The sequence below is a fragment of the Streptomyces sp. 130 genome (assembly GCF_007096885.1).
In the GTDB taxonomy this organism is placed as follows: Bacteria; Actinomycetota; Actinomycetes; order Streptomycetales; family Streptomycetaceae; genus Streptomyces.
Window position 1 is genome coordinate 45,123 of the sequence record NZ_VJNO01000025.1, and the last position, 24,979, is coordinate 70,101.

Genomic DNA, 24,979 nt, shown 5'->3' on the forward strand with positions numbered 1-24,979 from the left:
CGCTTGCCCGCTCGGGCGAGGGCGGCGACTACCGGGCCCCGATGTCGTAAGCGACCCCCTCGGAGACCGCCCGCAGCTTGTCCGGGTTGGCCACGTTGTGGATCGCGGTGATGCGCCCCCGAGCGTCGAAGTCGAAGGTCACCGTGGCGATCACGCGGTCCGGGCCGCTGAACACGAGCCCCGGCCCGCCGTTGATCTCCGCGAGCCCGGCCTTCATGTCGGCGGGCTCCACGCCCTGGTAGGCGACCGTGCCGATCGCGGAGAACCAGCCGGCCACCGTGGCCGCTCCGGTCACCGGGCGCAGCGCCTGGCGGACCCTGCCGCCGCCGTCGGTCCACAGGGTGACGTCGGGGGAGAGGAGTTCGAGGAGCGCGTTGACGTCACCGCCCGTCGCGGCGGCGTGGAAACGTTCCGCCGCCTCGCGCTGCCGCGCCCGGTCCGCCTCGAAGCGCGGGCGCCGGGCCCGCACGTGCTCACGGGCGCGGTGCGCGGCCTGCCGTACCGCCGCCTCGGAACGCTCCACCGCCTCGGCGATCTCGGCGTGGCTGAAGGCGAACACCTCCTTCAGCACGAACACCGCGCGCTCCAGCGGACTGAGCGTTTCGAGCACCACCAGCATGGCCATCGACACCGACTCGGCGCCCAGCGCGGCCGATTCGGCGTCCGGGACGGCCTCGGGAGCGCCCCCGCCGGTCAGGATGGGCTCCGGCAGCCACGGCCCGACGTACGTCTCCCGCTTGTACCGGGCGGACCGCAGCCGCTCCAGCGCCAGGTTGGTCACGATCCGGGTCAGGTACGCCTTGGGGTCGGCCACCCGCGAACGGTCCGCGGCGGACCACTTGAGCCAGGCGTCCTGCACGGCGTCCTCGGCATCTGCGGCGGTGCCGAGGACGCGGTACGCCACGGAGAACAGCAGCCGCCGGTGCTCGAGGAAGACCTGCTGGCCGGGGTGGTCGAAGTGGTCGTCGGCGCCGGTCACCTGTCACCCCGGACGCGGGTGAAGCGGCCTCCGCGCGGCCAGAACGCGCCGGAGGCGGGCATCTTCTTCATACGGCCGTACGTCGGCCAGGGCGAGGCTGTCACGGTCTCCTTGTACCGGACGGCCGCCGCCCCCACCAGGCAGATTCGGCGCGGGCTGCCGTCGGGCCGGGTGAACTGCACGACCGCGTCGCCCCGGCCCAGGCTCACCGGTGTGTGGTAGTAGCCGAACCGGAAGGGCCTGGGCGCCCTGCCCCTGAGGGCCCGGTCGATCGACAGCGCCGCGTGCACCCCGGTCGGCATGCCGCCCTGGCACGTCCCGTGCATGACCCCGTAGCCCTGGCGGATCGCCGCCGCGTCGCCGACCGCGTACACCTCCGGGTGCGAAACGGAGCGCAGCGCCCGGTCGGTGACGATGCGTCCGCGCTCGTCCACCTCCAGGCCGGCGGCGGCCGCCAGCGGTGCCACCCGGGTGCCGCCCGTCCACAGGACCGCGTCGGCCGCGATGCTCTCGCCGCCCTCCAGCTCCACCGAACCGGCGAGCACCTTCGCCACGCGGACACCGCCGCGCACCCGCACGCCGAGCCGTTCGAGGGCGGCCCGCACATGCGCCGCCGCCTTGCCGTTCATGGCCGCGCCGGGCTCCTCGCCGCCGAGCAGGACGACATCGAGGCCGGGGTGCCGCTCGGCGATCTCCGCCGCCGACTCGACGCCGGTGAGGCCGGTGCCGACGACGGCCACGGTGCCGCCGCCGGCGTCACCGAGGGTTCTCAGCCGGTCGGCGAGCAGGTGCGCGTCCTGGGCGCTGCTCAGGGTGTACGCGTAGTCGTCGGCGCCCGGCACCGCCGAGGTGTCGGCGACCCCGCCCAGCGCGTACACCAGCGTGTCGTAGGGCAGGACGCGCTCGTCGTCGACGCGCACGGTCCTGGTCCCGGCGTGCACCGCCGTCACCCAGCCCCGCGTGAACCGCGCGCCCGTGCCCTCCAGCATCTCCGGGATGCTCATCGCGTCGAGGGGGCGGCCCGCGGCGGTCATGTGCAGCCGCATCCGCTCGGTGAACCGTTCCCCCGCGTTCACCACGGTCACCCGCACCGCGTCGCGCCGCTTCCCGGTCCGGGCCGCCAGCTGCACGGCGGCGGCCATGCCCGCGTACCCGGCCCCCAGAACCACCACGTGGTGCGTGCCGTCCGTCCTGGTCTCCCGCTGCGCGCTCATGATCGGTCCTTCCTCCATCGGCTGCTGACGACCAGGGGATGGGGGCGGGCGCCCCGGATGTGACATGACGCGACTGTGGCGCGCGTCATACGTAACTGGTTATAGTGGTTACATGACGTCCGCGCCCTCGGGGCTCATCCTGCGGTCCACATCCGGTGCCGCCTACCGGTTCGACCCGGGGGCCCTGTGCCTGGAGCTGCTGACGACCGGCGGACCCGGTCCCTACCAGCGGTACGAGGTCCTGCGCGAGCCCGCCGACGTACGCGCCTGGGCGGAACGTTCCCGGCTGACCCCGACCCCCGAGCTGGCCGTCTCCGCGGCGGAGGTCGCGGCCGTACGGATGCTGCGCGACGCGCTGTTCCGGGTCGTCATCGCCCACATCCGCGGCGAACCGCACCCGCCCGGCGACCTGGCGGTCATCAACGAGGCCGCCGCGCGCCCCGCCCTCGCGCCCGCCATCGCCCCGGACGGCAGCCGCCGGTGGGCCGGCACCCCCGGCGGAACGGCGCTGGCCGCCACCGTCGCGCGCGACGCCGTCGAGCTGCTGACCGGCGCCCACGCGCACCGCATCCGCACCTGCGCCGCCGAGGACTGCCACCTCGTCTACGTCGACACCTCGCGCCCCGGCCGCCGCCGCTGGTGCTCGATGGAGCACTGCGGCAACCGTCACAAGGTCAGGGCGCTGCGCGCCCGCCACTTCGAGGAAGGATGACCGATGCCCACCGGACTCACCAGGGACGCGGGCTGGCAGATCGGCGTGTCCCGCACGCTGCCCCACCCCCCGTCCGTCGTCTGGGACTTCATCAGCGGCCCCGAAGGGCTCGCCCTCTGGCTCGGCCCGGAAGCGGCGCTGACCCCGGAGCGCGGCGCGCCGTACCGGACGGCTGCGGGGGTGACCGGTGAAGTACGCGGCTACCGCCCGGCGGACCGCATCCGCGTCACCCACGGCACCACCACCCTCCAGGTGGCCATGACCCCGGCCGCCGACGGCGCCCGCACGATGCTCCGCTTCCACCAGGAGCACCTGGCGAGCGCGGCGGACCGCGAGCGCGCCCGGACCCGCTGGCAGCACGTGATGGACGAGGTGGAGGCCGCACTGGACCGGCTGTAGGCCGTGTCCGGTGACCGTCGTCGGCAGGACGCAACCGCCGGCCACCGCCGGTGTGGTGCTCCCGCCGGCGTGGTGCTCCGCCGACCGCCTCAGCCGTGCAGCGCGGCGAAGTCCAGCAGGGGCCCGGCGACCCGGGGCGGGTCCTCCAGGATCGGCGAGTGCCCCAGCCCCGGCAGCAGCTCCACCCGGGCGCCCGGGACGGCGCGGTAGTCGGCGGCGGACGAGGAGCGCCAGCGGCGGTCGTCCTCGCCGAAGAGCACCAGCAGCGGCTTCCCGAGCACCGCCAGCCGCTCCGGCAGCGCCCGCTCCTCCATGTAGGCGACGGTGGCCCGCATGGTGGCCGCGAAGGAGTGCGCGGTCATGGCGCGCACCTCGTCCAGCAGCGAGTCCGGCACCCGGTAGCCGGGACGGCTGAAGCCCGTGCTCGCGAGCTGCCGGATCTGCTCGTCGCTCGGCGGCCACCGGGTGGGACCGGTGGCGCCGGAGCCGGTGGCCGTGAACGCGCCCATATGCGGGCCGGTGTTGACGAGCACCAGCGCGGACACCAGCCCGGGGCGCTGCTCGGCGAGGGCCGTCGCGGTCACCCCGCCGCTGGAGTGCCCCGCCACCACGGCCCGCCCGGCACCGAGCCGGTCCAGCACCTCGCCGACCCGCCGCGCCTGGTCGGGGATGGCGTAACGGCCGTCGTCCGGCTTGTCCGACCCGCCGTGCCCGAGCAGATCGACGCGTACGACGCGGTGGGTCCCGGGTGCCGTCAGCAGCGGCACCAGCGCGTCCCACGAGCGCGCCGAGGACGCCGAACCGTGGATCAGCAGGAGCACGGGGGCCTCACGCGGCCCGTCCTCGCACACATGGAGGGTGTCGCCGTCGTCCAGCGTGAGGAGCGACGACCCGGTGATTCTCGAAGCAGTCATGCCTCTACCGTCGCGACCGCCCACGCCCGGGTATTGAACGAATGTTCCGGCCGGAGGGCGCGGTTCCCCTCGTAGCATGGAGGGGTGCCAACGTTCACGCACGGTACGGCTGTGTGGGATGTCGCCCGTCCGCAGCGGCCGAGCCGGGTGGCCGGCGTGGCCATGGCCGGATTCGGCGTGCACGACCTGGACGTGCTGGGCATGGTCCCGCACCCGGCGGTCACACTGCTCCTCGAATTCGGCGCCGGCACGCCCGTCCTCGACCGGGCCGCCGGTGAGCAGCAGCGCGGCTGCCTCGTCGCCGGGCCCGGGCTCGGTTCCGGGGGAGCGGTGCGGGTGCACGGACAGGACGTGGAGTGCGTGCAGGTGCGGCTGTCCCCGGTGATCGCCCGCGCGGTCCTCGGTGTGCCGCCCTGCGAGCTCGACGGTGCCGTCGTCCCGCTGGACGCCCTGTGGGGCCGCGAGGCGTCCCGCATCCGCGAACAGCTCGGCGAAGCCCCGTCCTGGCAGGCCCGCTTCGCGCTCACGGACGCCCTGATCACCCGCCGGTACGCGGCCGGCGGCGCACCGGTCGACCCGGAGGTGGCGTGGGCCTGGCGGCGGCTCACCGACGGGCACGGCCGGCCCCGGGTCGAGGAGCTCGCCGCCGATGTCGGCTGGAGCCGCAAGCGGCTGTGGTCCCGCTTCCGCTCGCAGCTCGGCCTGCCGCCCAAGCGCGCGGCGACCCTGCTCCGCTTCGACCACGCCGCCCACCGCCTGGTCGCGGGCGAGGGCCCGGCCCGGGTGGCCGCCGACACGGGGTACGCCGACCAGTCCCACCTGCACCGCGACGTCATGGCGTTCACCGGGGCCACCCCGGCGGCACTGGCCGGTGAACCGTTCCTCGCCGTGGACGACATCGCCTGGCCGGTCCACCCGGCCGGGGCCGGTTCCGGGGCGAACGCCTCCTTCGGTCCACCGGCCCCGACGGCGCGGTCATCCGGTGCGCGGAGCGGGCGCTGTCCATTCGATCCGATACATCGATCCTGATGTAAGGTCGTCCGTGTGAATGGAGTACAGCTGTTCCTGCTGGGGCGCACACTGATGAAGATCGGTGAGGAGGCCATTCCCACCGAAGGTCTCGGCAAGCGGCAGATGAGCACCCGGTCGGTGCTGATCGTGATGCTCGACATCTACGCGCACCCGGACACCACGGTCGGCGAGATCGCCACCCGCTCCGGTCTGCCGCAGAGTGCGGTGTCCGCGTGCGTGGCCCGGTTGCGGGAGACCGGCTCGGTGGTCACCCGGACCGACGACCGGGACCGCCGCCGGACCCTGGTCCGCCAGAACCCCGAGGTGACCGACCGCCGTGCGGAGGTTGCCGCGACACGGGTGGACGATGCCCTGGCCGCAGCGCTGGGCACCGAGGACCCCGTGGAGGTGACCGAGGTGCTCGCCCTGCTGGAGGCCCTGGCCCGACGGCTGTCGCCGGAGGCCCTGGCCCGGCTGACGCCCGGTCCGGCCTGACCCGCGGCACACCGGAGCCGCCCGGGTGCTCGGCGCGGACGCGGTCAGCCTTCCGGCTGAAGCCGTTCACACACCTGTCGCCACGGCCGCCTTCCCGGGGCCCGCTCCGGCGGGTGCCCCCGCCGCCTCCCCGGCCCGGCCGCGGATCAGCGAGCAGGCCAGCGCCCCGGCCAGTACCACGGTGACCGGCAGCACCGCGGTCACCTGCAGGGCCGCGACGAAGGCGTCCGCGTACGCCTTCCCGCCGGCCAGTTCCGCAGCGAGCCGGCCCTGGAGGAGGGCACCCACCGAGGCCGCCCCGATGACCGAACCGGTCTGACGGATCGTGTTGTTGACCCCGGAGGCCGCTCCCGCGAGCCGCGGGTCGACGTCGCGCATCGCTTCCGCGGACATGGGCGCGATCACGCAGCCGATGCCGAGACCGGTGATCAGGGTGGCCGGCACGAAGGCGTACCAGGAGGAAGCCGGGCCGGCGAGCAGCGCGATCGCCGCCATCCCCACGGCGTAGAGGGCGAGACCCGCCATCAGCAGGTACTTGCCGCCGACCCGGTCCGACAGCCGGCCCGCGAAGGGCCCCACGGTCATCGACACCAGCGAGGACGGGGCGAGTACCAGGCCCGCCTTGACCGCGCTCAGGCCGAGGACGGACTGCAGGTAGAGGTTGAAGGGGAGGACCAGCCCGATCATCGCCATCGAGACCAGCGCGACCAGCACCGTCAGCACGGAGAAGTTGCGGTCCTTGAACAGGGCGAACGGCACGAGCGGTTCCCGGTCCTGACGGCCGCGCTGGTGGACGAGGAACCCGGCGGTCAGCACGGCGCCCGCGCCGAGCAGGCCCCAGATCCTCGGACCCCAGTGGTAGTGCTCACCCTCCTGGAGGGCGAAGGTCAGGCAGAACAGCGCGCCGGTGGCCAGGAGAACTCCGGCGATGTCGAAGGTCCTGGTCCGCCCTGTCCGCAGATCGGGCACCACCAGGAACGCCAGAGCCAGTGCGGCGATCCCGACCGGCACGTTCACCAGGAAGATCCAGCGCCATCCCAGGGCGGAGACCAGGACCCCGCCCACGGTCGGGCCCGACAGCGTGGCCAGCCCCGCCACCATGCCCCAGACGCCCATCGCGGTGCCGCGCCGCTGCGCCGGGAAGACCGACATGATCAGCGTCATCGTCTGCGGTGTGAGCAGCGCGGCACCGAGACCCTGCACCCCGCGGGCGGCGATCAGCATCACCGGGCCGGTGGCCAGACCGCAGGCGATGCTGGCGGCGGTGAACACCGCGACACCCGCGATGAAGAGGTTGCGCGGTCCCCAGACGTCGCCGAGCCGCCCTGCGGTGATCAGCAGCACCGCCAGCACGAGGGCGTAGCCGCTGACCACCCAGAGGGTCTGGTCGAGGGTCGCCCCCAGTCCGTCGATCATCTCGGGGATCGCGATGTTCACGATCGTCAGGTCCAGCAAGGTCATGAAGAACCCCAGCGACATGGCCGCCAGCACCGCCCAGGGGTTCCCGGCCCACTTCCGCATGCGTCCGCTCCTCTCACGCCGTCTGCCGGGCCCTCACCGTAATGCATCTTATTCGATGTATCAATAATGATGCATTCTTGGGCCGGTGCCGTGCCGGGAACGTCCGGGCCGGTTACGCCGCGGCCGGCGTCCTGTCCCTCGCCCGATGGTGGAAGACTCGCGCGGGAGCGGGGCGGAAACCCTCCTCGGTGCACCAGGCCTTGTAGTGGGCGTAGGGGCGGCGCTGCGGCAGGTGCCGCTCCTGGAGGAAGCGGCCGATGTGGTCCTCGGTCGCCGCGTATCCGGCGGTGGCGTGGCGCACCCGTTCCGGGCCGAACAGCCCGGTGGGGGAGGCCAGATGACGCCGTGCGCCGTCCATCAGCCACTGCAGGACGCCGGGCCCCTCGGCGTCGGCTATCTGGGAGGCGAGATTGCTGATCACGCGTTCGGCCGGGACGGTGCGCTCGAAGGGCAGCAGGCGGATCCGGCGCCAGAAGGTCAGGCCGCCGGCGGAGACCTGGGGGCGGCTGTTGCCGATCAGCCACAGGTGATGCGTCGGGGCGAACGAGATGACGTCCTGGCGCATCCGGTGGGCGCGGATGTGTTCCCCGCCGGTCAGCCGCCGCACGCGGGCCTCGTCGAAGGTGTCGTCGGCCCTCGGCTCGTGGCACACGACGAGCCGGCGTCCGTGCAGCTCGACGAGTTCGGCGGGGTGCGGTCCGGACGGGCCGCGGTCCGTCAGGATGCCGGGGGGCGCGGAATCCGCGTATCCGCCCAGCACGTGCATGACGACGCTGAGCAGTACGGACTTGCCGTTCCGGCCGGTGCCCCACAGGAACGGCAGGATCTGCGTGCCGACGTCGCCGGTGATGGAGTAACCGAGCAGCAGCTGCAGATAGTCGATCATCCGACGGCCCTCGGGGTCGGATCCGAACGTCTCCGTGAGGAAGCGGTGCCACCGGGGCGTCGCCTCGGGCCGCGGCGTCACGGCGGTGGCGCGGGAGTGCAAGTGGCGTGCGGGGTCGGGTGGTTCAAGGTGCCCGGTGCGCAGATCGACGACGCCTGACGGGGTGCACAGCGCGTAAGGGTCGCTGTCCAGGTCATTGGCCTCGACCGCCAGCCCGGGCAGCGTCCTGACCTGAGTGAGCAGCGCCTTCATGCCCGGCGTGGACAGGGTGCGGCGCTTGTGCGCGACGAGGTCCTCGGCCGCGAAGGAGCCGCTCGGGTCGCTCTCGGCCAGCTGCTCGGCCATGTCGCCCGCCGCCCACAGCAGGGCCTCCTCGCTCCGGGCGGGGCTCCAGCGGTGACCCTGCCAGGAGTACCAGCCCAGGCCGCGTACGTACCGGAGGCGGTGGCGGTGGACGTCGACGAAGAGCCGGGCGTTGCCGCAGTCGGTCAGCGACTCCGGCAGCAGCCGGCCTGCGGCACCCGCATGGCCGATTTCGTTCATGTGGCTTCCTTGGGAGTGCGGTTGCCGGCCTGTGAGTCAGGAGGCAGGTGCCGTGATCGGTGAGATGCGGGCATGCGTGGGCCCGGCCGACGAGGCCGCGCTCGCCGGCCGGGCCTGTCTACGGGGGGCGGTCAGTCGCGCCGGTGGTCGACGGGCAGCGGCACGACGTCGGCCACCGCCGTGAACGCGGCGTGCGCGTCCTGGCGGGCCTCGACCGAGACCCTCGTAGTCGCCTGATCGGTGGTCGCCCCCGTGGAACTGTGCAGGTGACAGGGCGAGTTGAACTCGATGTACTGGTTGAACGTGATGTCCATCCCGGTCACCATCGCGGGGACCGCCTGGTCCAGCGACGCGTGCGCGCACTGCCGGACGGCCTCGAGGATGAGCATCCCGGGTGCGTGGTCGAGCGGGTGGTCGAAGAGGATGGGGTGGGCGGTGTCGACCCGCAACTGCCACTGCGCGGACGCGTCGGTCGGCGACAGGACGACATCGCGCGCCCGGGTCCGGCCGGTCTGCCTGGGCAGCGCCGCCTGCGGACGCATGGAGGCCGCAGCCGCCTCCATGAGCGCGGTGGTGTCGGTGCGGCCCCGGCGCAGTCGCTGGTAGACGGCGGGGGAGTGGCAGCCGAAGCCGGTCTCCGCCACCGCCATCAGCTGCCCGTCGCGGAAGACCTCGATGTTCATCGACATACGGGTGGGCACGGAGCGTTGCAGTTTGATGTCGTGGCAGCGCACGCGCAGTTCGAGTTCGGCGGGCCGGGCGCGGATGTCCATCTCCTGCGGATTGACCGAGTACTGGAAACGGCTCCAGCTCAGCGCGTATCCCATCGGCATCCCGTAGGCCGCGTGGGCGAGCAGGGGAAACGTCTGCCGAACCGTCTCGCACAGGAGCATCGGGTCGTAGGTCGCGATGTCGTCGGCGTAGAAGCTGTGGAAGCGCGGCCACTGTGCCGTGACGCGGAAGGTGTCTGTCGCCGTCTCCTGCCATCCGGTGAGGAAGACCTCTGCGAGTGCTGCCCGGTGTACGTGCTCTCTGGCCACGGTGGTGGTCAGGGTTATCTCAGGCTGTTCAGGACGTGCGGTTGTAGCCAGCATGGTCGCTATCCCCCTGTGATTGAGGCCGTGCCTGGTCTCTGTGAACCCGCTGAGGTCTGTAAAATAAAGGTTGTTCGTTTTCGTTGTCGAGGGAGTGGTGGATCTGTGAAGTCAAGGATTCGTCAAGAACGTGCGGTGAGGACGCGCGAAGCGATCCTGCAAGCGGCGGCCGAGGTCTTCGACGAGGTCGGCTACTCCAAGGCCAGCATCCGGCTCATCATGGAGCGCGCGCAGGTCACGCAAGGTGGCATGTACTTCCACTTCAAGTCCAAGCAGGGCATCGCCGAGGCCGTCGTCGCCAGCCAGCAGAGGTTCGTCTCGCTGCCCGAGGGTGAGGACGGTCTGCAGCGGCTCGTCGACATCACCTTCCACCTGGCGAGCGAACTGCAAACCAACGCGCGCTTCCGCGCCAGCGTCCGACTGGCCGTGGAGCAGGAGGAGTTCGGGGGCCGCGACGCCACCGCGTACATGGAGTGGGCCGAGCAGTTCCACCGCCAGCTGCTCGCCGCACGTGACCGGAACGAGCTGCGCTTCGGGGTGAACGAGCTGGAGTTCGCCACCCTTCTGATGGCCTCCTACACCGGCGTGCAGATATTCTCCAACATCTCCACCGGCCGGGAGGACCTGGTCGACCGCATCGCCTCGCTGTGGCGCTACCTCCTGCCCGCCCTCGCGCACGAGGACGTCATCAACCGGCTGCGCATCTCACCGCCCGGTTCGCTCGCTGCCGCGAAGGAGGCGTGAGAGCTCCATGCGCGTCGTGATCACCGGAGCCACCGGATTCATCGGCTCTGCCGTAGTGAACAGCCTGGCCCGGACGCGCGACGCGGCGGCGGACCACCTCCACCTCACCGCCATCGGACGCAGCTCGGGCCGAGCGGCCACCACGCCCTGCGACGACTGGCACCACGCCGACCTCGCGGACCCCGATTCGCTCAGCCGCTCCTGCGAGGGCGCCGACGTCCTCCTCCACCTCGGCGGCACACTCGGCCCGGACCCGCAGACCTGCCACACCGTCAACGTCGCCGGCACCGCGGCCCTGATGCGGGAGGCCCGGCGCGCCCGGGTCGGGCGCATCGTCCACCTGTCCACGGCCGCCGTGTACGGCAAGGGGCCGCACCACGGCCCGGACATCGGCGAGGTCGAGCCGGCCCCGGTGTCGGCCGCCAGTGCCACGCGCCTTCAGGCCGAGCGTTACGCACTCGACGCGGGGGCGACCGTGCTGCGCCCCGGGCTCGTCCTCGGCAGGGGCGACCGCTGGGTCATCCCCGCGCTCCATGAACTCACGGCGCGCGTACCGGCGTTATGGGGAGGCGGCCGCGCGCGGCTGTCGGCGGTCGTCGTCGAGCGCCTTGCCGCGCTCGTCACGGCCCTGGCGCTGCGCCCCGGCCCGACGCCCGCCGGTGTCTTCCACGCCAGCCATCCGCAACCGGTCACCGTCGGGCAACTGCTGACTGCCCTGGCCGGTCTCGGCGTGCTGCCCCCCGTCACCGAGCCGTGGCCGTGGGACCGGTGCCTCACCGCCTTCCACGCCACCCATGGCACCCGCAGCGAGCGGCAGTTCCATCTGCTCGCCCAGGACCACTGGTACCGCAGCGACACCATCTGGAAGGCCGCGGCCCAGGACCCCGGCCCCCCGCCCCAGCAGGACCTGGAGCCGTCCGCCGCCTGGTACCGCGACCTCGTGACCGCCGGCTAGGGCCGGCTGCGCCGGGCACCCCGGAAGGCCAGTTCGCACACTTCCGCCAGGCGGTCGGCGTTGCCCGAGCCGTTCGGGGCCGAGCGGCGCCGTGCCTCCGCGCCGCGGGCCAGGTACTCGGCGAGGTCCACCACGTCCTGCGCCGACACCTCGGGGTACAACTGACCGTCGGCGCTGGCCCGTCGGGCCAGGTCGGCGACCTCGGGGAGCCACACCTCCGTGAGCATGTCCGCCGTCGAGCGCTCGTGCGCGAGGCGCAGCGCCGCCCGGGTCATGACGTCCCGCTTCAACAGGTCCGCGAAGGCCACGATCAGCTCGGTCACCGTCCGCAGGGGAGCGCCATTCGTCATGATGGCCTCCAGGGCGGCTGCCGCCCTTTGCCTGCCCTCCTGCTCCACCGCCTCCGCGAGATCCGCCTTGTTCGCGAAGTGGAACGTGATCGCCCCGACGGACATCTGTGCGGTGCCGCAGACCTGGGCCAGGGACGTGGAGCTGTAACCGGTTTCGTCGAAGTGGTGTGCTGCCGCTTCGAGCAAGCTCGACCGTGTCCTGGTAGCCCGATTCTGTCGCTTGACCATGCCTTCTCCGGCGTCGAGTGGTAACTGGGTGGGCCCGTCGGCCGACTGGCACGCGGGGTCCCACCCCCCTCCCGCGAACTGCGGGGACTGCAGTGTGTAGACCTGGTGAAGCACACAGCAATGCACAGTTGCCGAAGATGAGGGCACTTTCTGCGCGTCTGCGGCCCCGGAGCGGAGGGGTAGGGCGAGTGGGCGAAAAATTACCCTAAGTGTCGTGATTGCGTGGCGACTTCACGAAGTTGCTTGACAGGGGGACGTGGAACTAACAAAAAAAACGGGCGATCGTTATCCTTCTGCTCGTTGGAGTGGACCTGATCCGCTGGAGAAGGGGGAGGATCTTCACGTGTACGAGCTCCTGTCGCACCGTCAGCAGCAACTTCGCGCGTTCGCCGCGGAGGTGTTCGTCGAGCTGCCTCGGGCGGATCAGCGTCGCTGGGCCGGCACCTACCTGGAGGGCCTGCTGAGCACACCGGGCAAGAAGACGCTGCGTCGCATGACCGACGCGCTCGGCGCCTCGCCCAGCGCGTCGCAGAGCCTGCACCAGTTCGTCAACGGCAGCCCCTGGGACTGGGGCCCGGTCCGCGACCAGCTCGCGCGATGGACGGCCCGGCACGGCGCCCCCGACAGTCTCGTCATCGACATGGCCTACCTGCCTAAGCGCGGCAGCCAGTCCTGCGGCGTCCACACCCGCTACATCCCCGGTCAGGGCATCGGCTCCTGCCAGCTCGGCGTCGTCGCCACGCTCGCGGGCCGCGGACACATCTCCCCGGTCGACTGGAGCCTGCATCTGCCGCGCACGTGGATCGAGGACGAGGCCGGCCGGGCCCGCACCCGCGTCCCCCTTTCGGTGGGTGCCAGGACGACCGGCCAGCAGGCGCTCGACTTGGTCGACGCACAGGACCACGCCCTCACCTCCGCCCTGCCGGTCGTGGCCGACCTGGCCGACGCCGAAGAAGTCACCTCCCTGGTCATGGGGCTCACCCTGCGCAACAGGGACTTCGTCATCGCCGTGCCGGCGACGGCCCTGGTGCAGACGGAGCGCGGCGCGACCCTGCCCGCCGGCCGGCTCTGGGGGCCGGTCCGCCGCACCCGAAGCGAATCCGTCGACGACTGGCGCACACCGACGATGGCGACCGCCGCCGTCCGGCTGCCGCTGTCGCAGGTCACCAGCCCCGAGTTGCAGCTCATGACCGTCCGGCCGCCCGGCGAGGGCCGCATGCCGCAGCTGTGGCTCAGCAACATCCGGGACCGCCGGCGCATGTTCCTGCTGGCGGGACGGCTCGACGACTCCGCCCGGCTCATAGAGCGCCTGACGGCGGACTTCGGGCTCGCGGACTTCGAGGGCAGGTCCTACCCCGGCTGGCACCACTACGTGACGCTGGTCTCCGCTGCCTGTGCCTGGAGTCAGTTCAGCCATGAGCCGGCAGCGCCCGAGCCGCCCTCCGACTCGGGCCACTGAGAGGTGTCCCGCAAGGTCACCGCGGCAGCGAGGCCGCGCCCCGCGGCGCGGTCTCGCCGCCGCCGGCGCCCGGCTTCTCCGCCAGGCCCAAGGCGGCGAGTCGCGTCCTGATGTCACGGATCAACTCCGCCCGCCGGCCGACGAGATAGAAGTGGTCGCCGGGCAGGACGGTGAGCGCGAAATCGACCGACGAGGCCCTGGCCCACTCGCCCATGCAAGCCGCGTCGACGTCCGGGTCGACATCGCCCACGTACGCGATGACCGGGAACGGCAGCGCGACGCTGGCCCGCGGTGTGTAGCCTCTGACGGCCTTGAAGTCGGCGAGAAGCGCGGGCAGGACGAGCTCGCGCAGATCCGGGTCGTCCAGGAGTGCCGCGTCGGTCCCGCCGAGCCGACGCACCTCGGCCACCACCGCGTCGACGTCATCCGCGTCCGGAAGTGTGTCGTCCGCCAGGTGCGGCGGGGTGCGCCCGGACACCATCAGGGCCGCCAGCCGCACCCCGCGCTGTCGCAGCAGACGCAGCGCCACCTCGTAGCCGAGCGAGGCCCCCATGCTGTGGCCGAAGACGGCCAACGGAAGATCGGTGAACTGCCCCAGCGCGAGTGTGAGTTCGTCGGCCAGCTGGTCCATGCTGGTCACCAGCGGGTCGTTGATCCGCTCGTGCCGGCCCGGGTAGCGGGCGACCAGCACCTCGACGTCGTCGCCGAAGCGGCGTCCCCACTCGTGGAAGAAGGCCGGTGAACCCCCCGCGTGCGGCAGGCACAGCAGCCTGAGCCGGGGCGGGCGGACCGAGGGGTGCCGCTTCACCCATTCACTGGCGCGGGGATCACGCATGACGGATCTGTCCTTTGCTGCCCGACAAAACAATGTGTGTAACCGGCCGAAGATAGCGGCACTTCGGAACTTACCGATAACAGGTCCCCGCGCAAAGAGTGCGCCGCGTCCTGTCGACAGGACATGCGCGTCCGTGGGCCACGGCTTGCAATGCCTGGCGGTGCATCCTTAGCGTGAGGCCCGGTGTGCTGCAGCAGAATGGGAGCGAATGCGAAATCTGTGCGCGTATTTTGCGGCAACCCTGACTCGATACGCCATCGAGCTACCCACCTGAATCGGGAGAAGTTTCCATGGATGCAAGTTCGTCGGATGTTCACGACGTCATCGGAATCGGATTCGGCCCGTCCAATCTGTCTCTCGCCGTCGCGCTCGAGGAACTCGGTCAGGGCCCGGCCGACCACCAGATGTCCGCTCTCTTCTTCGAGCGGCAGGACGACTTCGGCTGGCACCGCAACATGCTGCTTCCGTCCGCGACGATGCAGATATCCTTCCTCAAGGATCTCGCGACCTTCCGCAATCCCACCTCCAAGTACAGCTTCGTCTCCTACCTCCACGACGCGGGCCGCCTGGCCAGATTCGTCAACAACCAGGACTTCTTCCCCACCCGCCGGGAGTTCCACCAGTACCTGGAGTGGGTGGCCGCCAACTTCCGCCACCAGGTGCGCTACTCCCACGAGGTCACCGCGATCCGTCCGGTGACCGGTGGCGCGGGCCCGCGTGACTGCCTGGAGGTCGAAGTGCGGCACACGGCGGACGGGTCCGTACGGCGGGTGTACGCGCGCAACGTCGTCGTCTCCACCGGCCTCGCCTCGCGCATGCCCGACGGCGTCGCGTCCGACGAACGGGTCTGGCACAGCTCGGCGTTCCTCGGCCAGTACCGCTCTGTCGACCCCGCGAGCCTCACCTCGGTCGCCGTCGTCGGGGCAGGGCAGAGCGCCGCGGAGATAACCCGCTTCTTCCACGACGAACTACCGCACGCCCAGGTGTACTCCGTCATCCCCTCGTACGGGTACGTGCTCGCCGACGACACCCCCTTCGCCAACCAGGTCTTCGATCCCGCGGCCGTGGACGACTACTACTTCGGCACCGAGACCACCCGGCAGGCGTTCTGGGACTACCACAAGAACACCAACTACTCCGTGGTGGACGACGACGTCATCCGCGACCTGTACCGGCGCTGCTACGACGAGGACGTCAGCGGTCAGCACCGGCTGCACTTCCTCAACCTGACCCGCGTCTGCTCCGTCGAGCGGGTGGGGGAGCGCCGGCGGCTCACCCTGGCACAGGGCGACCCCAAGGAACTCGACGTCGACGCCGTCGTGTTCGCCACCGGGTACCACGCCCTGGACCCGGCGGGACTGCTCGGCGACTTCGACCGGGAGTTCCTGCGCGATGCGCGCGGCACGCACCAGGTCACCCGCGACTACCGCCTGGTGGCGGCCTCCGCGGGCACCCCGGGCCGGGTCTACCTGCAGGGCGGCACCGAGCACACGCACGGCCTGACCTCGTCCCTGCTGTCGAACCTCGCCGTCCGCAGCGGTGAGATCGCCGACTCGATCCTCGGCTACCGGCTCATGGAGAAGGAGCTGGAGCGGCCGGCGGACGAACCGGCCCTCGGCCTCAGGTAGGAGCGGCCGGCAGCGCACGGGGAAGGGGCCGGGCACCGATCGGTGCCCGGCGGGTGGCCGGATCATTAAAAAAAACGGGGGGGGGGGGGGGGGGGGGGGGGGGGGGGGGGGGGGGGGGGGGGGGGCCGGCGCCCCCCCCCCCCCCCCCCGCCGCCCCCCCCCCCCCCCCCCCCCCCCCCCCCCCCCCGCCGCCCCCCTCCTCTTCCTCCGACACGGCCGCCAGGAACCCGCCCAGGAACCGCCGCACCGCCGCGACCTCTCCCGCGTCGAACTCCCGCAGCAGCGCCACCGCGCTCCCGATCGCCGGGCCGAACGCCGCCCACCCCAGCTCCACCGCCCGCGGTGTCACCCGCAGCAGCACTCGCCGCCGGTCCCGCTCGTCCCGCGTCCGCGTCAGATGCCCCAGCCGTTCCAGCCGGTCGATGAGCGACGTGGTGCCCGCCGAGTTCAGCCCCAGCTCCGCCCCCAGCCGCCCGGCGGTGACCCCGGACCCCTCGCGCTCCGCGTCGAGCAGGCACACCAGGGCACGCACATCCGTCGGATGCATTCCGTTGCGGGCCGCGAACTCCGCCTGGCGCAGCCCGAATGCGGTCGTCACCTTCCGCAGCAGATGGACGATCTCCAACTCCGGACCCTGCTCGCTCATCCCCGGCCCCTCCCGCTATTGTCTCGCTCAGCGAGATAATATCCAGGCGTACGGAGTCCAGGGAGGCCCCGTGACACCCACCCCGCCCGCGACGACCGCCGACGCGGCCTTCTTCGCCGCCTACGACGCGACCGTCGCCGCCACCTGGCCGCCCGGCACCACGCCGACCACGGTCCCCACCCCCTACGGCACCACCCACCTCAACAGCTACGGCCCCCGGGACGCCCCGCCCCTGCTCCTGCTGCCCGGCGGCGGCGCGACCTCCACCGCCTGGTACGCCCAGGCCGCCGCCCTCGGCCGCACCCACCGCGTCCACGCCGCCGACCTCATCGGCGAACCGGGCCGCAGCACGGCGGGGGAGCGCCCCGTCCGCAGCGTCGAAGACCTCCGCGGCTGGCTCGACGCCCTGCTGGACGGCCTGGGCGTCACCGGGCCGGTCGCCCTCGCCGGCCACTCGTACGGCGGCTGGATCGCCCTGCACTACGCCCTGCACGCGCCCGACCGGCTGCGGAGGCTGATCCTCCTCGACCCCACCGGCTGCTTCAGCGGATTCCGCCCGGGCTACCTGCTGCGCGCCCTGCCCATGCTGCTCCGCCCGAACGCCGCCCGCACCCGCGCCTTCCTGGCCTGGGAGACCGGCGGCGCCGGCCTCGACCCCCACTGGCTGCGGCTGCGGGAGGCGGCGGCCGGCTTCCCCGCGGCCCGCCCGGTCACCGGACCCCGCCCGAAGCCGCAGGCCCTGCGCGCCCTCGCCGTACCGACGCTGATCCTGCTCGCCGGGGACAGCCGCGCCCACGACGCGGAGAAGGCCGCCGCCACCGCGCACCGGCTGCTGCCGGGGGCGGAGACGGCCGTCCTCCCGGACGTCTCCCACCACGCGCTGCCGCTGCACGCCCCGACGGCCCCGGAACTCAACCGCAGGATGGGCAAGTTCCTGGCTTAGGAGCTGCGTCCCAGCGCGTCCCGGACCGCCTCCTCCGTGCGGCCCACGACCGCCGTGCCGTCCTCCGCCGTGATGATCGGCCGCTGGATCAGCTTCGGGTGCTCGGCGAGCGCGGTGATCCAGCGCTCCCGGGCACCCGCCTCGCGCGGCCAGTCCTTCAGGCCCAGCTCCTTCGCTTCCGCCTCCTGGGTCCGCGTGATGTCCCACGGTTCGAGGCCGAGCCGGTCGAGCACCGCCCGGATCTCGTCCGGCGACGGCACCTCCTCCAGGTAGCGGCGGACCGTGTAATCGGCCCCTTCCGCGTCGAGCAGCCGCACCGCGCTGCGGCACTTGGAACACGCGGGATTGATCCAGATCTCCATGGGGCCAAAGGTACGGGACGGACCTCGCCGGAACGGCCGAAAGCCCCTTTGGCCAGGGCCGATTGTCAGTGCGGGCCGGTAGAATGGGAGTCAGTTCGTGAGGGTTTCCGAAGAGTTCCGCCACCGTGCCAGGAGGTAGCCCATGGCCGTTGCCGCAGCCACGACCAAGCCGCTCGACAAGCCCCTGCACCAGCCCCTGACCAAGAAGCCGCTCCCCGCCGGACGCCCCCGCGAGTGGTACGTCTCGCACAACCGCCGGCTGAAGGCGATGCGCCTCGCGATCGCCCTGCTCGACACCGGCGTCTACCTCCCGTCCAGCGCGAACAACGCCCGCATACGCGCGACCGCCGCGCGCCTCGGCATCCACCCGCCGTCCGACATCACCTGCCGGATGGTCCGCGCCCTCATCCGCTACGGCCGCTGACCGCCTGACCGCCTGACCGACGCGGGGCGGGGGCCCGGACCGATCCGTCCGCGCCCCGCCCCGCCCCCTCAGTACCCGTCGCAGGTCGCCGTCGCGTACGCACCCGAGGCCGAGTCCGTACGCCGCGTGCCACCGTCCACGGTCACCGAGCACGACACATCGCCGCCGCCCCGGCCCACGCTCACCACGAACGAGCCGCCGCTCATGAAGCCCCTGGTGTCCAGCTCCCCGGCCCACGGCAGCGACCGCAGCGCCAGCCGCCCGGTCGACAGCTCCTCGCCCCGCCAGGTGCTGTACGTCAGCACCACGTCGCGCGCGGTCCCCGTGACCTCGTACCGGATGTGCACCTTCCGCGAGCCCTCCGAGTGGAGCACGTCCGACAGCACCGCCATGACCGCGCCCGCGGCGAGGGCCAGCACCACGGCGACCAGCAGCAGCACCCACGGCCACATCCGCCGCCGGGGCGGCGGCGGGACCGGGCCGCCGGGCGGAGCCTGCTCACTCATCCCCCCAGCCTCCGCGCTCCGGCCCCGCACCGCGACCCCTCGGGGGCCGTCCGGCTGCCCGGCTACAGATACGGCCGGGTGATCAGCTCGATCGCGTGCCCGGCCGGGTCCTTGAAGTAGACGCCCCGGCCGCCGTGCCCGGTGTTGGTCTCGCCGGGCCGCTTCATCTGCGGATCGGCCCAGTGATCGACCCCGCCCTCGACCAGCCGCCCGTAGGCCCGGTCGAACAGCTCCTCGTCCACGAGGAACGCGTAATGCTGCATCTGGATCTCCACCGGCGGCTCCGCGAACTGGAGCAGCACGCCGTCCTCCAGTTGGATATTGACGAACGGCCCCCAGGAGGGGGCCTCGTCCAGCTCCAGCAGCTCCCGGAAGAACCGCGCGGACGCATGGCGGTCCACAGCGGCGATGATGGTGTGGTTGAACGAAACGGACATGGCTGACGACCTCGTGATCTCTTCGGCTCGACACAGGGAATTCGTACGGTGTACGAGCCGAGGGAGGCCCTCGCGCCAGGCATACGGAACACCCGGCGGGGCTACGGCGGGGGCTCAGCCCACCACCGGATAGCCGTTCCGTGCATGGCGTGGAGCCGGTCCGGTGTTCACGGGCACGACCCTACGGGGGCCGGCCGGGAAGGTACAGTGGTTTCGGCACCCGCAGCGCGCGCACGCGCGCACGGGTTGCGCGCACACGGAGTGCGAGCCGGGGAGCGCCCCGGATTCCGGTGGACAGAGAGCGAGCGAGCGGATGCGCATGACGACGCCCCGCACCGCCGCCTGCCCGCCGTGACCCCTCAGCCCTGAGCCTCCGGGCCCGTCCGCGCGCCGATCCGCCGGACCCACCCCCGGCCGTCCCCCGGGACACCGCGCGTGCCCACGCGCCCGCCGGACCCCGCCTTCCCCGCTGTCTACCCCCGCGCGCCCCCTCCCACGGGCGCGCCCGACCGACAGGTATGCCCTCTTGTCCTCTGCACCGCCCTCGACCGCGCCCGCTCCCTCCTTCTGGCTGCGCGCCCTCAAACCCGACTGGATCTCCGACCCCAAGGTGTGGCGCACCGAGATCCTGGCCGGACTGGTCGTCGCCCTCGCCCTGATCCCGGAGGCGATCTCCTTCTCGATCATCGCCGGGGTGGACCCCGCGATCGGCCTCTTCGCCGCCTTCACGATGGCGGTCACGATCTCGATCGTCGGCGGGCGCCGCGCGATGATCTCCGCCGCGACCGGAGCGGTCGCGCTGGTGATCGCCCCGGTCAACCGCGAACACGGCTTCGGCTACCTGGTCGCCACCGTGATCCTGGCGGGTGCCTTCCAGATCGTCCTGGGCGCCCTGGGCGTCGCCAAGCTGATGCGGTTCGTGCCGCGCTCCGTGATGACCGGCTTCGTCAACGCCCTGGCGATCCTGATCTTCATCGCCCAGGTGCCCGAGATGCACGACGTGCCCTGGGCGGTCTACCCGCTGATCGCCGGCGGGCTGCTCCTGATGGTCTTCTTCCCGAAGGTCACCCGGGTGATCCCGGCGCCCCTGGTCTCCATCGTGATCCTGACCGTCATCACCGTGGCGGCCGGCATCGCGGTCCCGACCGTGGGCGACAAGGGCGATCTGCCCTCCTCGCTCCCCGTGCCCGGCCTGCCCGACGTGCCGTTCACCCTGGACACACTGACGACCATCGCGCCCTACGCCCTGGCGATGGCGCTGGTCGGCCTCATGGAATCGCTCATGACCGCCCAGCTGGTCGACGACATCACGGACACCCGCTCCAACAAGACCCGTGAGTCGGTCGGCCAGGGCATCGCCAACATCGTCACCGGCTTCTTCGGCGGCATGGGCGGCTGCGCCATGATCGGCCAGACGATGATCAACGTCCGCGTCTCCGGAGCCCGCACCCGCCTCTCCACGTTCCTCGCGGGGGCGTTCCTGATGGTCCTCTGCATCGTCTTCGGCCCGGTCGTCTCCGACATCCCGATGGCGGCGCTGGTCGCGGTGATGGTGATGGTCTCCTTCGCCACGTTCGACTGGCACTCCATCGCCCCGAAGACCCTGCGCCGCATGCCGGTGGGCGAGACGGTGGTCATGGTCATCACCGTCGCCATCGTCGTCGCCACGTCCAACCTGGCGATCGGCGTCGTCGTCGGCTCGGTCACCGCGATGGTGATCTTCGCCCGCCGCGTCGCGCACCTGGCCGACGTCACGGCGGTCGTCGACCCGGACGGCGGCCAGGTCGTCTACTCCGTCACCGGCGAGCTCTTCTTCGCCTCCTCCAACGACCTGGTGACCCGCTTCGCGTACGCCACCGACCCCGACAAGGTCGTCATCGACCTCACGGCCACCCACATCTGGGACGCCTCGTCGGTCGCGGCCCTGGACGCGATCGAGACGAAGTACGCCCAGCGCGGCAAGACGGTCGAGATCGTGGGCCTGAACCAGCAGAGCGAGGCCCTGCACCGCACGCTGAGCGGCGTGACGGGCGGCCACTGAGAGCGCGGCCACCGAGGGGGGCGGCCGCCGAGCGGGCGGCCGCCGAGGGGGCTGCCGCGCCGGGTACCCCGCGACGGCCCCGTTGAGGGGCGACCGCGCCCGGTTACCCCGCGACGGCCCCGTTGAGGAAGACGTCGACCAGCTCCCGCGGGGTCAGGTCCGGCTCGTCCTCCGTACGCGGCTGCGTGAACAGCAGCCCGAAGAAGAGCGCCGCGATCTGCTCCGGCGGCCGGCGCAGGGCGGCCCGGTCGGGCTCCAGCAACTCCGCCACGGCCCCGCGGACGAGGACCGACGACTCGTGTCGCCCCGCCCCGCGCACCGGTCCGGGATGCTTGCCGCCGCCGTGCCCCAGAGACCCGAGGATCGCGCCCATTCTGGACAGGTGCGCCTGAAGCGCCTCGGCCGCCTCCACGAGCCGGTCGGGCAGCGGCTGGGTCAGATCGATCGCGTCGAGTTCACGGATCGCGTGCTCGGGGGAGAGCGCCTCGGCCACACATGCCCGCATCAGTTCGTCCTTGTCGGCGAAGACCCGGAAGATCGTGCCCTCCCCGATGCCCGCGGCGCGGGCGATCTTCGCGGTCGTGACGGCGGAGCCGTACTCGGCGATCAGCGGGATCGCGGTCTGGATGATCATCACGCGCCGCTGCTCCGGCGACATGGCGGGGGCGCGACGGCGGGCGGGGTTCTCCTTGGATTCGGTCATGCCCCAACCATACGGAGTGAGTGCTCACTCCGTCAATGAGTGAGCACTCACTCCGCCCTGCCCCGAGGCCCTTCGTCAACCCCGCCCCAGGAGCGCCCGCACCGCCGAAGACCCGGTGAAGTCCTGCACCAGGGCGTCCATCAGCACCTCGTCGCAGACCTGGCCGAGCCAGTACCCGGATTCGCGAAGGCGGCCCGCCTGCTGGAACCCGGCGCGCTCGTACGCCTTGATCCCGGCGATGTTTGGCTCCAGTACTTTCAGGTGCACCATGCGCAGGGCGCCGAGGTGGAACGCCCAGTCGAGCGTCAGGCGGGTGGCTTCGGTTGCATAGCCCTTCCCGCGCTCCTCGGGCGCCAGCACGATCACGAATTCGGCGGTTCGGGCGAAGGTGTTGACCTGCAAGGTGGTGACGCCGACCGGCGCCATGTCGTCGAGCCGGATGACCTCGAACTGGGGGAAGTTGTGGTTCGCGCGCTGACCGCCCCACCCGCCTTCGCGGACCTCCCTCGCCTGTGGCCACTGGTTGCCGTACCCGAGAACGGTGCCGGGGTCGTTCTCCCACCGGTGGTATTTCTCCAGGTGCTCGCGCCGGGGCTGCCCCAGCGCGAGCTGGTCGCCGCGCAGCAAGATCTGCGGCGTCGATTGGTTCATGTCGTACTCCTCCCTCGTCCCCGTCGTGCGGGGCCTGGTCCGTCGGGCGTGTACGTGACGCCGTACAGGGCGGTGTCGGGCGGTTCTTCGACCGACCGCCCTTGCTGGTCAACGATCCACGCGTGCAGGCGTACAGGGTCGCCGGCCACTCCGTGACGCCACTCTGCCCGCCGTCCGATCGCGGCGAGCAGGAGGGCCGCGGCTGTCGACTGCTCCAGGCACGCCCACCTCGCAGGCATCGCCCGCGACGCCCACCTGACGGCGCGTACCGCGTTGCGTACCTCCAGCTCCCCGGCCTCGGGCAGGGACCGCCCGGCGCACGCGAGGCGGATGAGCCGGTGGAACTTGCCTGAGCGGGGGCCTGCCGCTCCGGCTGCGGCTGTCGCGAGCAGCGCGGGCAGTGCGATCAGCCTCCATGCCCATGGGGCCGTGGGCGACGGCATGAGGACCGCCGACACCTCGGTGGTCCCCCACGACGGGGCTTCCTCCTGATGGTCCACCACCACGGCGTCGGCGGGCAGGGCATCGGGTCGGCCGGTGTGGAGCCGGGTGCGGCCGGTGCGGTAGTCGATGGCCACACAGACGGCGGGCAGCAGTACCACCACCTTCTCACTCCGGCTCATCGGGCCACCGCCGCGACCGGCACCCAGCGGGCGGACTTGTGCCGCTCGATCGCCTCCAGCCACATTTCCGCGACAAGCGCGGCGAGGATCGGCGGCCACACCGACTCGACCCCGGCAGTCACGGCGTGCAGCGCGGTGCGCAGAGGACGCGGCTCGACCAGGCCGAGCTCGGCGAGACGCCCGTCCGCCATCGGCAGCAGGATGTTCTTGTTGAGACGGGCGCCCCGGTGGAAGTCCCCGGCGAAGACGCCCTTGGTCGCGCGGGCCCGGTGCTTCTCGGGCAGCGTCCCGTACATCGCGTCCACCAGCAGTGGCTTGTAGCGGTGGACCGTGAACCGGTCCCGCGCAGGAACGGACACCACGGCGTCCAGGAGAGCGGCGTCGAAGTACGGGTTCTCCAACTGGACACCGAGCGCTCCGGCCGCCTGGACGTCGGCGTGCGCCATGCGGGCCGCCGCGCGTACGTCCGCGATCAGCGCTCCGTCCGCGTCCGCCGGGGGCTCCAGTCCCGGGCCGACCGTGCCACGCAGCCACGCGGGCCATGCCATCCACGGGCGGTACGGCCCCGGCACGTCCCGCGCCAGGGCCGCCCGCGCAAGCGGCCACGGACTCGTCCGCCGCAGCTGTGACCACGCCAGTAGGTCCCGCCCCATACGCAGCAGCCGCCCCCGCCGCACGAGGTCTGCGAGGTGGGTGGGCGGCGCCATGAATACGTTGTCACCGCCGTCTCCGGTCAGGTGCACCACCGACCCCCGCCCGGCCACGGTGAGCAGTTCGGCGGAGAATTGGGACCACAGCACCGACGACGGGAACGGCTCGTCCGTCGTGGGCAGGGCGGTGCCCGGCGCCGGGGTGAACGGCAGGTACTCACGGTGCAGGGGGAACTCGATCCGTTCCAGGTTGGGCACGTCCAGGGCCCGCGCGTACCGCATGTCCCCGCCAGACGTGACCCCCTCCGGGTGAGCGGTCAACCCGAGCACCTGGGCGTCCCGAGCGGCGAGCACTGCCACCGACGTGGAGTCCATGCCCGCCAGATCCGCGGACACCGGCCCCGCCGCCTCCACCCGGGCCCTCACCCCATCGCCCAGTGCCTTCGCCACGAGCGGCACCGCTTCGCCGTACGAGCGCTGCGACTGTGACCACCAGGACGGCATGGTCACGCTGCCGTCCGGACGGAGAACCAGCCGGTGGCCGGGTGGCACCGGCTCCACACCGCACCATGCCGACCGTCCAGGGAGCGGGGTCTGCCGGTCTGCCAGATACGACCGCAGCCATTCGGCGTCCACGTCCCGGCCGGCCACTTCGGCGAGAGCCAGCGACGACGAGCCCCACACCACGCCCTCGGCCGTCCGCGCCACGTAGACCGGGCACGCGCCCACCGCGTCGGCGATCACTTCCGTTTCGCCACCCGGTCCCTGCCGTACGACAGTGAACGACCCTGCCCAACCGGCCGTTGCGCGCGCGAGATCCGACGCTTCGACCACCCGGGACAGCGCGGTCGTTTCTGCCGAGCACGGTCCGAAAACGGTCAGCCGGACCCCGCTGACCTCGGCCGTCCGCACCAGCCGCTCGGGCCATGTCCCCACGGTCCACAACGGCGGGTCGTGCCGCAGCAGCCGCGCGCCTTCCGGTGCCCGCGCGGGCCCGCCGGGCGCGGACCCTCCATACCAACGCAT

The 24,979-nt window shown here is 72.2% G+C and carries 26 protein-coding genes and 1 pseudogene; 11 read left to right on the top strand and 16 right to left on the bottom strand.

The genetic code is table 11. The features are described from left to right. Positions 1 to 28: 28 nt before the first annotated feature. Positions 29 to 979, bottom strand: coding sequence for an RNA polymerase sigma-70 factor (locus FKN01_RS21125; protein ID WP_143622929.1), 951 nt, complete (start codon positions 977 to 979; stop codon positions 29 to 31). Next, entirely contained in the window at positions 976 to 2,193 is a 1,218-nt protein-coding gene (locus FKN01_RS21130; RefSeq protein WP_143622932.1) for an NAD(P)/FAD-dependent oxidoreductase, read from the bottom strand. The genes FKN01_RS21125 and FKN01_RS21130 overlap by 4 nt, the downstream gene beginning before the upstream one ends. A gap of 112 nt (positions 2,194 to 2,305) precedes the next feature. Here FKN01_RS21130 and FKN01_RS21135 point away from each other — a divergent pair, with 112 nt between their 5' ends. Both FKN01_RS21135 and FKN01_RS21140 read left to right on the top strand, forming a co-directional pair. Further along, a complete protein-coding gene (locus FKN01_RS21135; RefSeq protein WP_143622934.1) occupies positions 2,306 to 2,905 on the top strand; it encodes an ABATE domain-containing protein in 600 nt (199 codons plus the stop codon). Positions 2,906 to 2,908: 3 nt separating this feature from the next. Next, on the top strand, positions 2,909 to 3,304 hold the full coding sequence (locus FKN01_RS21140) for an SRPBCC domain-containing protein (RefSeq protein ID WP_143622936.1): 396 nt from the start codon (positions 2,909 to 2,911) through the stop codon (positions 3,302 to 3,304). A gap of 89 nt (positions 3,305 to 3,393) precedes the next feature. Here the strand turns inward: FKN01_RS21140 and FKN01_RS21145 are convergent, their stop codons facing one another. After that, positions 3,394 to 4,218 carry an alpha/beta fold hydrolase gene (locus FKN01_RS21145; protein ID WP_143622938.1) on the bottom strand — a complete coding sequence of 275 codons (825 nt, stop codon included), beginning with the start codon at positions 4,216 to 4,218 and terminating at the stop codon, positions 3,394 to 3,396. Positions 4,219 to 4,302: 84 nt separating this feature from the next. Here FKN01_RS21145 and FKN01_RS21150 point away from each other — a divergent pair, with 84 nt between their 5' ends. Both FKN01_RS21150 and FKN01_RS21155 read left to right on the top strand, forming a co-directional pair. Continuing rightward, a complete protein-coding gene (locus tag FKN01_RS21150; protein WP_260696965.1) occupies positions 4,303 to 5,247 on the top strand; it encodes an AraC family transcriptional regulator in 945 nt (314 codons plus the stop codon). Between the two features lie 54 nt (positions 5,248 to 5,301). After that, positions 5,302 to 5,724: a helix-turn-helix domain-containing protein gene (locus tag FKN01_RS21155; RefSeq protein ID WP_143623027.1), complete on the top strand. Its 423-nt coding sequence runs from the start codon at positions 5,302 to 5,304 to the stop codon at positions 5,722 to 5,724. Positions 5,725 to 5,790: 66 nt separating this feature from the next. Here FKN01_RS21155 and FKN01_RS21160 read toward each other — a convergent pair whose 3' ends face one another. The 3 genes from FKN01_RS21160 to FKN01_RS21170 form a co-directional block, all read right to left on the bottom strand. After that, positions 5,791 to 7,245, bottom strand: coding sequence for a DHA2 family efflux MFS transporter permease subunit (locus tag FKN01_RS21160; protein ID WP_143622940.1), 1,455 nt, complete (start codon positions 7,243 to 7,245; stop codon positions 5,791 to 5,793). A 112-nt stretch (positions 7,246 to 7,357) separates the two neighbouring features. Then, positions 7,358 to 8,674 (bottom strand): phage/plasmid primase, P4 family, encoded by a 1,317-nt coding sequence (locus FKN01_RS21165; protein ID WP_143622942.1) that lies wholly within the window; start codon positions 8,672 to 8,674, stop codon positions 7,358 to 7,360. Between the two features lie 131 nt (positions 8,675 to 8,805). Next, a complete protein-coding gene (locus FKN01_RS21170) occupies positions 8,806 to 9,768 on the bottom strand; it encodes a ScbA/BarX family gamma-butyrolactone biosynthesis protein (protein ID WP_143622944.1) in 963 nt (320 codons plus the stop codon). 135 nt (positions 9,769 to 9,903) lie between these two features. On the opposite strand from FKN01_RS21170, the gene FKN01_RS21175 reads away from it, so the two are divergent. Continuing rightward, positions 9,904 to 10,512, top strand: a complete 609-nt coding sequence (locus tag FKN01_RS21175; RefSeq protein WP_260696966.1) for a ScbR family autoregulator-binding transcription factor — start codon at positions 9,904 to 9,906, stop codon at positions 10,510 to 10,512. Between the two features lie 7 nt (positions 10,513 to 10,519). Then, positions 10,520 to 11,467, top strand: a complete 948-nt coding sequence (locus tag FKN01_RS21180) for an NAD(P)-dependent oxidoreductase (RefSeq protein ID WP_143622948.1) — start codon at positions 10,520 to 10,522, stop codon at positions 11,465 to 11,467. Here FKN01_RS21180 and FKN01_RS21185 read toward each other — a convergent pair. Further along, on the bottom strand, positions 11,464 to 12,003 hold the full coding sequence (locus FKN01_RS21185) for a TetR family transcriptional regulator (protein ID WP_185992926.1): 540 nt from the start codon (positions 12,001 to 12,003) through the stop codon (positions 11,464 to 11,466). The two genes, FKN01_RS21180 and FKN01_RS21185, sit on opposite strands and share 4 nt — an antisense overlap. Before the next feature lie 385 nt (positions 12,004 to 12,388). Between FKN01_RS21185 and FKN01_RS21190 the strand changes: the two genes are divergently transcribed. Further along, the gene (locus FKN01_RS21190; RefSeq protein WP_143622953.1) at positions 12,389 to 13,504 is read left to right on the top strand and encodes a transposase; all 1,116 of its coding nucleotides are present in this window, start codon (positions 12,389 to 12,391) and stop codon (positions 13,502 to 13,504) included. 16 nt (positions 13,505 to 13,520) lie between these two features. On the opposite strand, the gene FKN01_RS21195 is transcribed toward FKN01_RS21190, so the two are convergent. Beyond that, the gene (locus FKN01_RS21195; RefSeq protein WP_185992927.1) at positions 13,521 to 14,339 is read right to left on the bottom strand and encodes a thioesterase II family protein; all 819 of its coding nucleotides are present in this window, start codon (positions 14,337 to 14,339) and stop codon (positions 13,521 to 13,523) included. Positions 14,340 to 14,629: 290 nt separating this feature from the next. Between FKN01_RS21195 and FKN01_RS21200 the strand changes: the two genes are divergently transcribed. After that, positions 14,630 to 15,967, top strand: coding sequence for a lysine N(6)-hydroxylase/L-ornithine N(5)-oxygenase family protein (locus FKN01_RS21200; protein WP_143622955.1), 1,338 nt, complete (start codon positions 14,630 to 14,632; stop codon positions 15,965 to 15,967). Positions 15,968 to 16,160: 193 nt separating this feature from the next. Here FKN01_RS21200 and FKN01_RS21210 read toward each other — a convergent pair. Further along, positions 16,161 to 16,613 (bottom strand): annotated as a pseudogene (locus tag FKN01_RS21210) (MarR family transcriptional regulator); the annotation flags it as partial. Between the two features lie 70 nt (positions 16,614 to 16,683). Here FKN01_RS21210 and FKN01_RS21215 point away from each other — a divergent pair. Continuing rightward, positions 16,684 to 17,556 (top strand): alpha/beta fold hydrolase, encoded by an 873-nt coding sequence (locus FKN01_RS21215; RefSeq protein WP_143622957.1) that lies wholly within the window; start codon positions 16,684 to 16,686, stop codon positions 17,554 to 17,556. Here the strand turns inward: FKN01_RS21215 and FKN01_RS21220 are convergent. Then, positions 17,553 to 17,918 (bottom strand): arsenate reductase family protein, encoded by a 366-nt coding sequence (locus FKN01_RS21220; protein WP_143622959.1) that lies wholly within the window; start codon positions 17,916 to 17,918, stop codon positions 17,553 to 17,555. The two genes, FKN01_RS21215 and FKN01_RS21220, sit on opposite strands and share 4 nt — an antisense overlap. A 142-nt stretch (positions 17,919 to 18,060) precedes the next feature. Here FKN01_RS21220 and FKN01_RS21225 point away from each other — a divergent pair, with 142 nt between their 5' ends. Beyond that, the gene (locus tag FKN01_RS21225; RefSeq protein WP_143622961.1) at positions 18,061 to 18,342 is read left to right on the top strand and encodes a hypothetical protein; all 282 of its coding nucleotides are present in this window, start codon (positions 18,061 to 18,063) and stop codon (positions 18,340 to 18,342) included. A 68-nt stretch (positions 18,343 to 18,410) separates the two neighbouring features. Here FKN01_RS21225 and FKN01_RS21230 read toward each other — a convergent pair whose 3' ends face one another. Both FKN01_RS21230 and FKN01_RS21235 read right to left on the bottom strand, forming a co-directional pair. Continuing rightward, a complete protein-coding gene (locus tag FKN01_RS21230) occupies positions 18,411 to 18,848 on the bottom strand; it encodes a hypothetical protein (protein ID WP_143622962.1) in 438 nt (145 codons plus the stop codon). Positions 18,849 to 18,910: 62 nt separating this feature from the next. Continuing rightward, positions 18,911 to 19,285: a VOC family protein gene (locus FKN01_RS21235; protein WP_143622964.1), complete on the bottom strand. Its 375-nt coding sequence runs from the start codon at positions 19,283 to 19,285 to the stop codon at positions 18,911 to 18,913. Between the two features lie 526 nt (positions 19,286 to 19,811). Between FKN01_RS21235 and FKN01_RS21240 the strand changes: the two genes are divergently transcribed. Continuing rightward, positions 19,812 to 21,326, top strand: coding sequence for a SulP family inorganic anion transporter (locus FKN01_RS21240; protein WP_143622966.1), 1,515 nt, complete (start codon positions 19,812 to 19,814; stop codon positions 21,324 to 21,326). A 103-nt stretch (positions 21,327 to 21,429) separates the two neighbouring features. On the opposite strand, the gene FKN01_RS21245 is transcribed toward FKN01_RS21240, so the two are convergent. From FKN01_RS21245 to FKN01_RS21260, 4 genes are all read right to left on the bottom strand, one after another. Further along, a complete protein-coding gene (locus FKN01_RS21245; RefSeq protein WP_143622968.1) occupies positions 21,430 to 22,029 on the bottom strand; it encodes a TetR/AcrR family transcriptional regulator in 600 nt (199 codons plus the stop codon). A gap of 75 nt (positions 22,030 to 22,104) precedes the next feature. Further along, positions 22,105 to 22,680 carry a GNAT family N-acetyltransferase gene (locus FKN01_RS21250; protein ID WP_143622970.1) on the bottom strand — a complete coding sequence of 192 codons (576 nt, stop codon included), beginning with the start codon at positions 22,678 to 22,680 and terminating at the stop codon, positions 22,105 to 22,107. Beyond that, positions 22,677 to 23,303, bottom strand: coding sequence for a lasso peptide biosynthesis B2 protein (locus FKN01_RS21255; protein ID WP_143622971.1), 627 nt, complete (start codon positions 23,301 to 23,303; stop codon positions 22,677 to 22,679). The genes FKN01_RS21250 and FKN01_RS21255 overlap by 4 nt, the downstream gene beginning before the upstream one ends. Next, positions 23,300 to 24,979 (bottom strand): albusnodin/ikarugamycin family macrolactam cyclase, encoded by a 1,680-nt coding sequence (locus tag FKN01_RS21260; RefSeq protein WP_143622973.1) that lies wholly within the window; start codon positions 24,977 to 24,979, stop codon positions 23,300 to 23,302. The genes FKN01_RS21255 and FKN01_RS21260 overlap by 4 nt, the downstream gene beginning before the upstream one ends.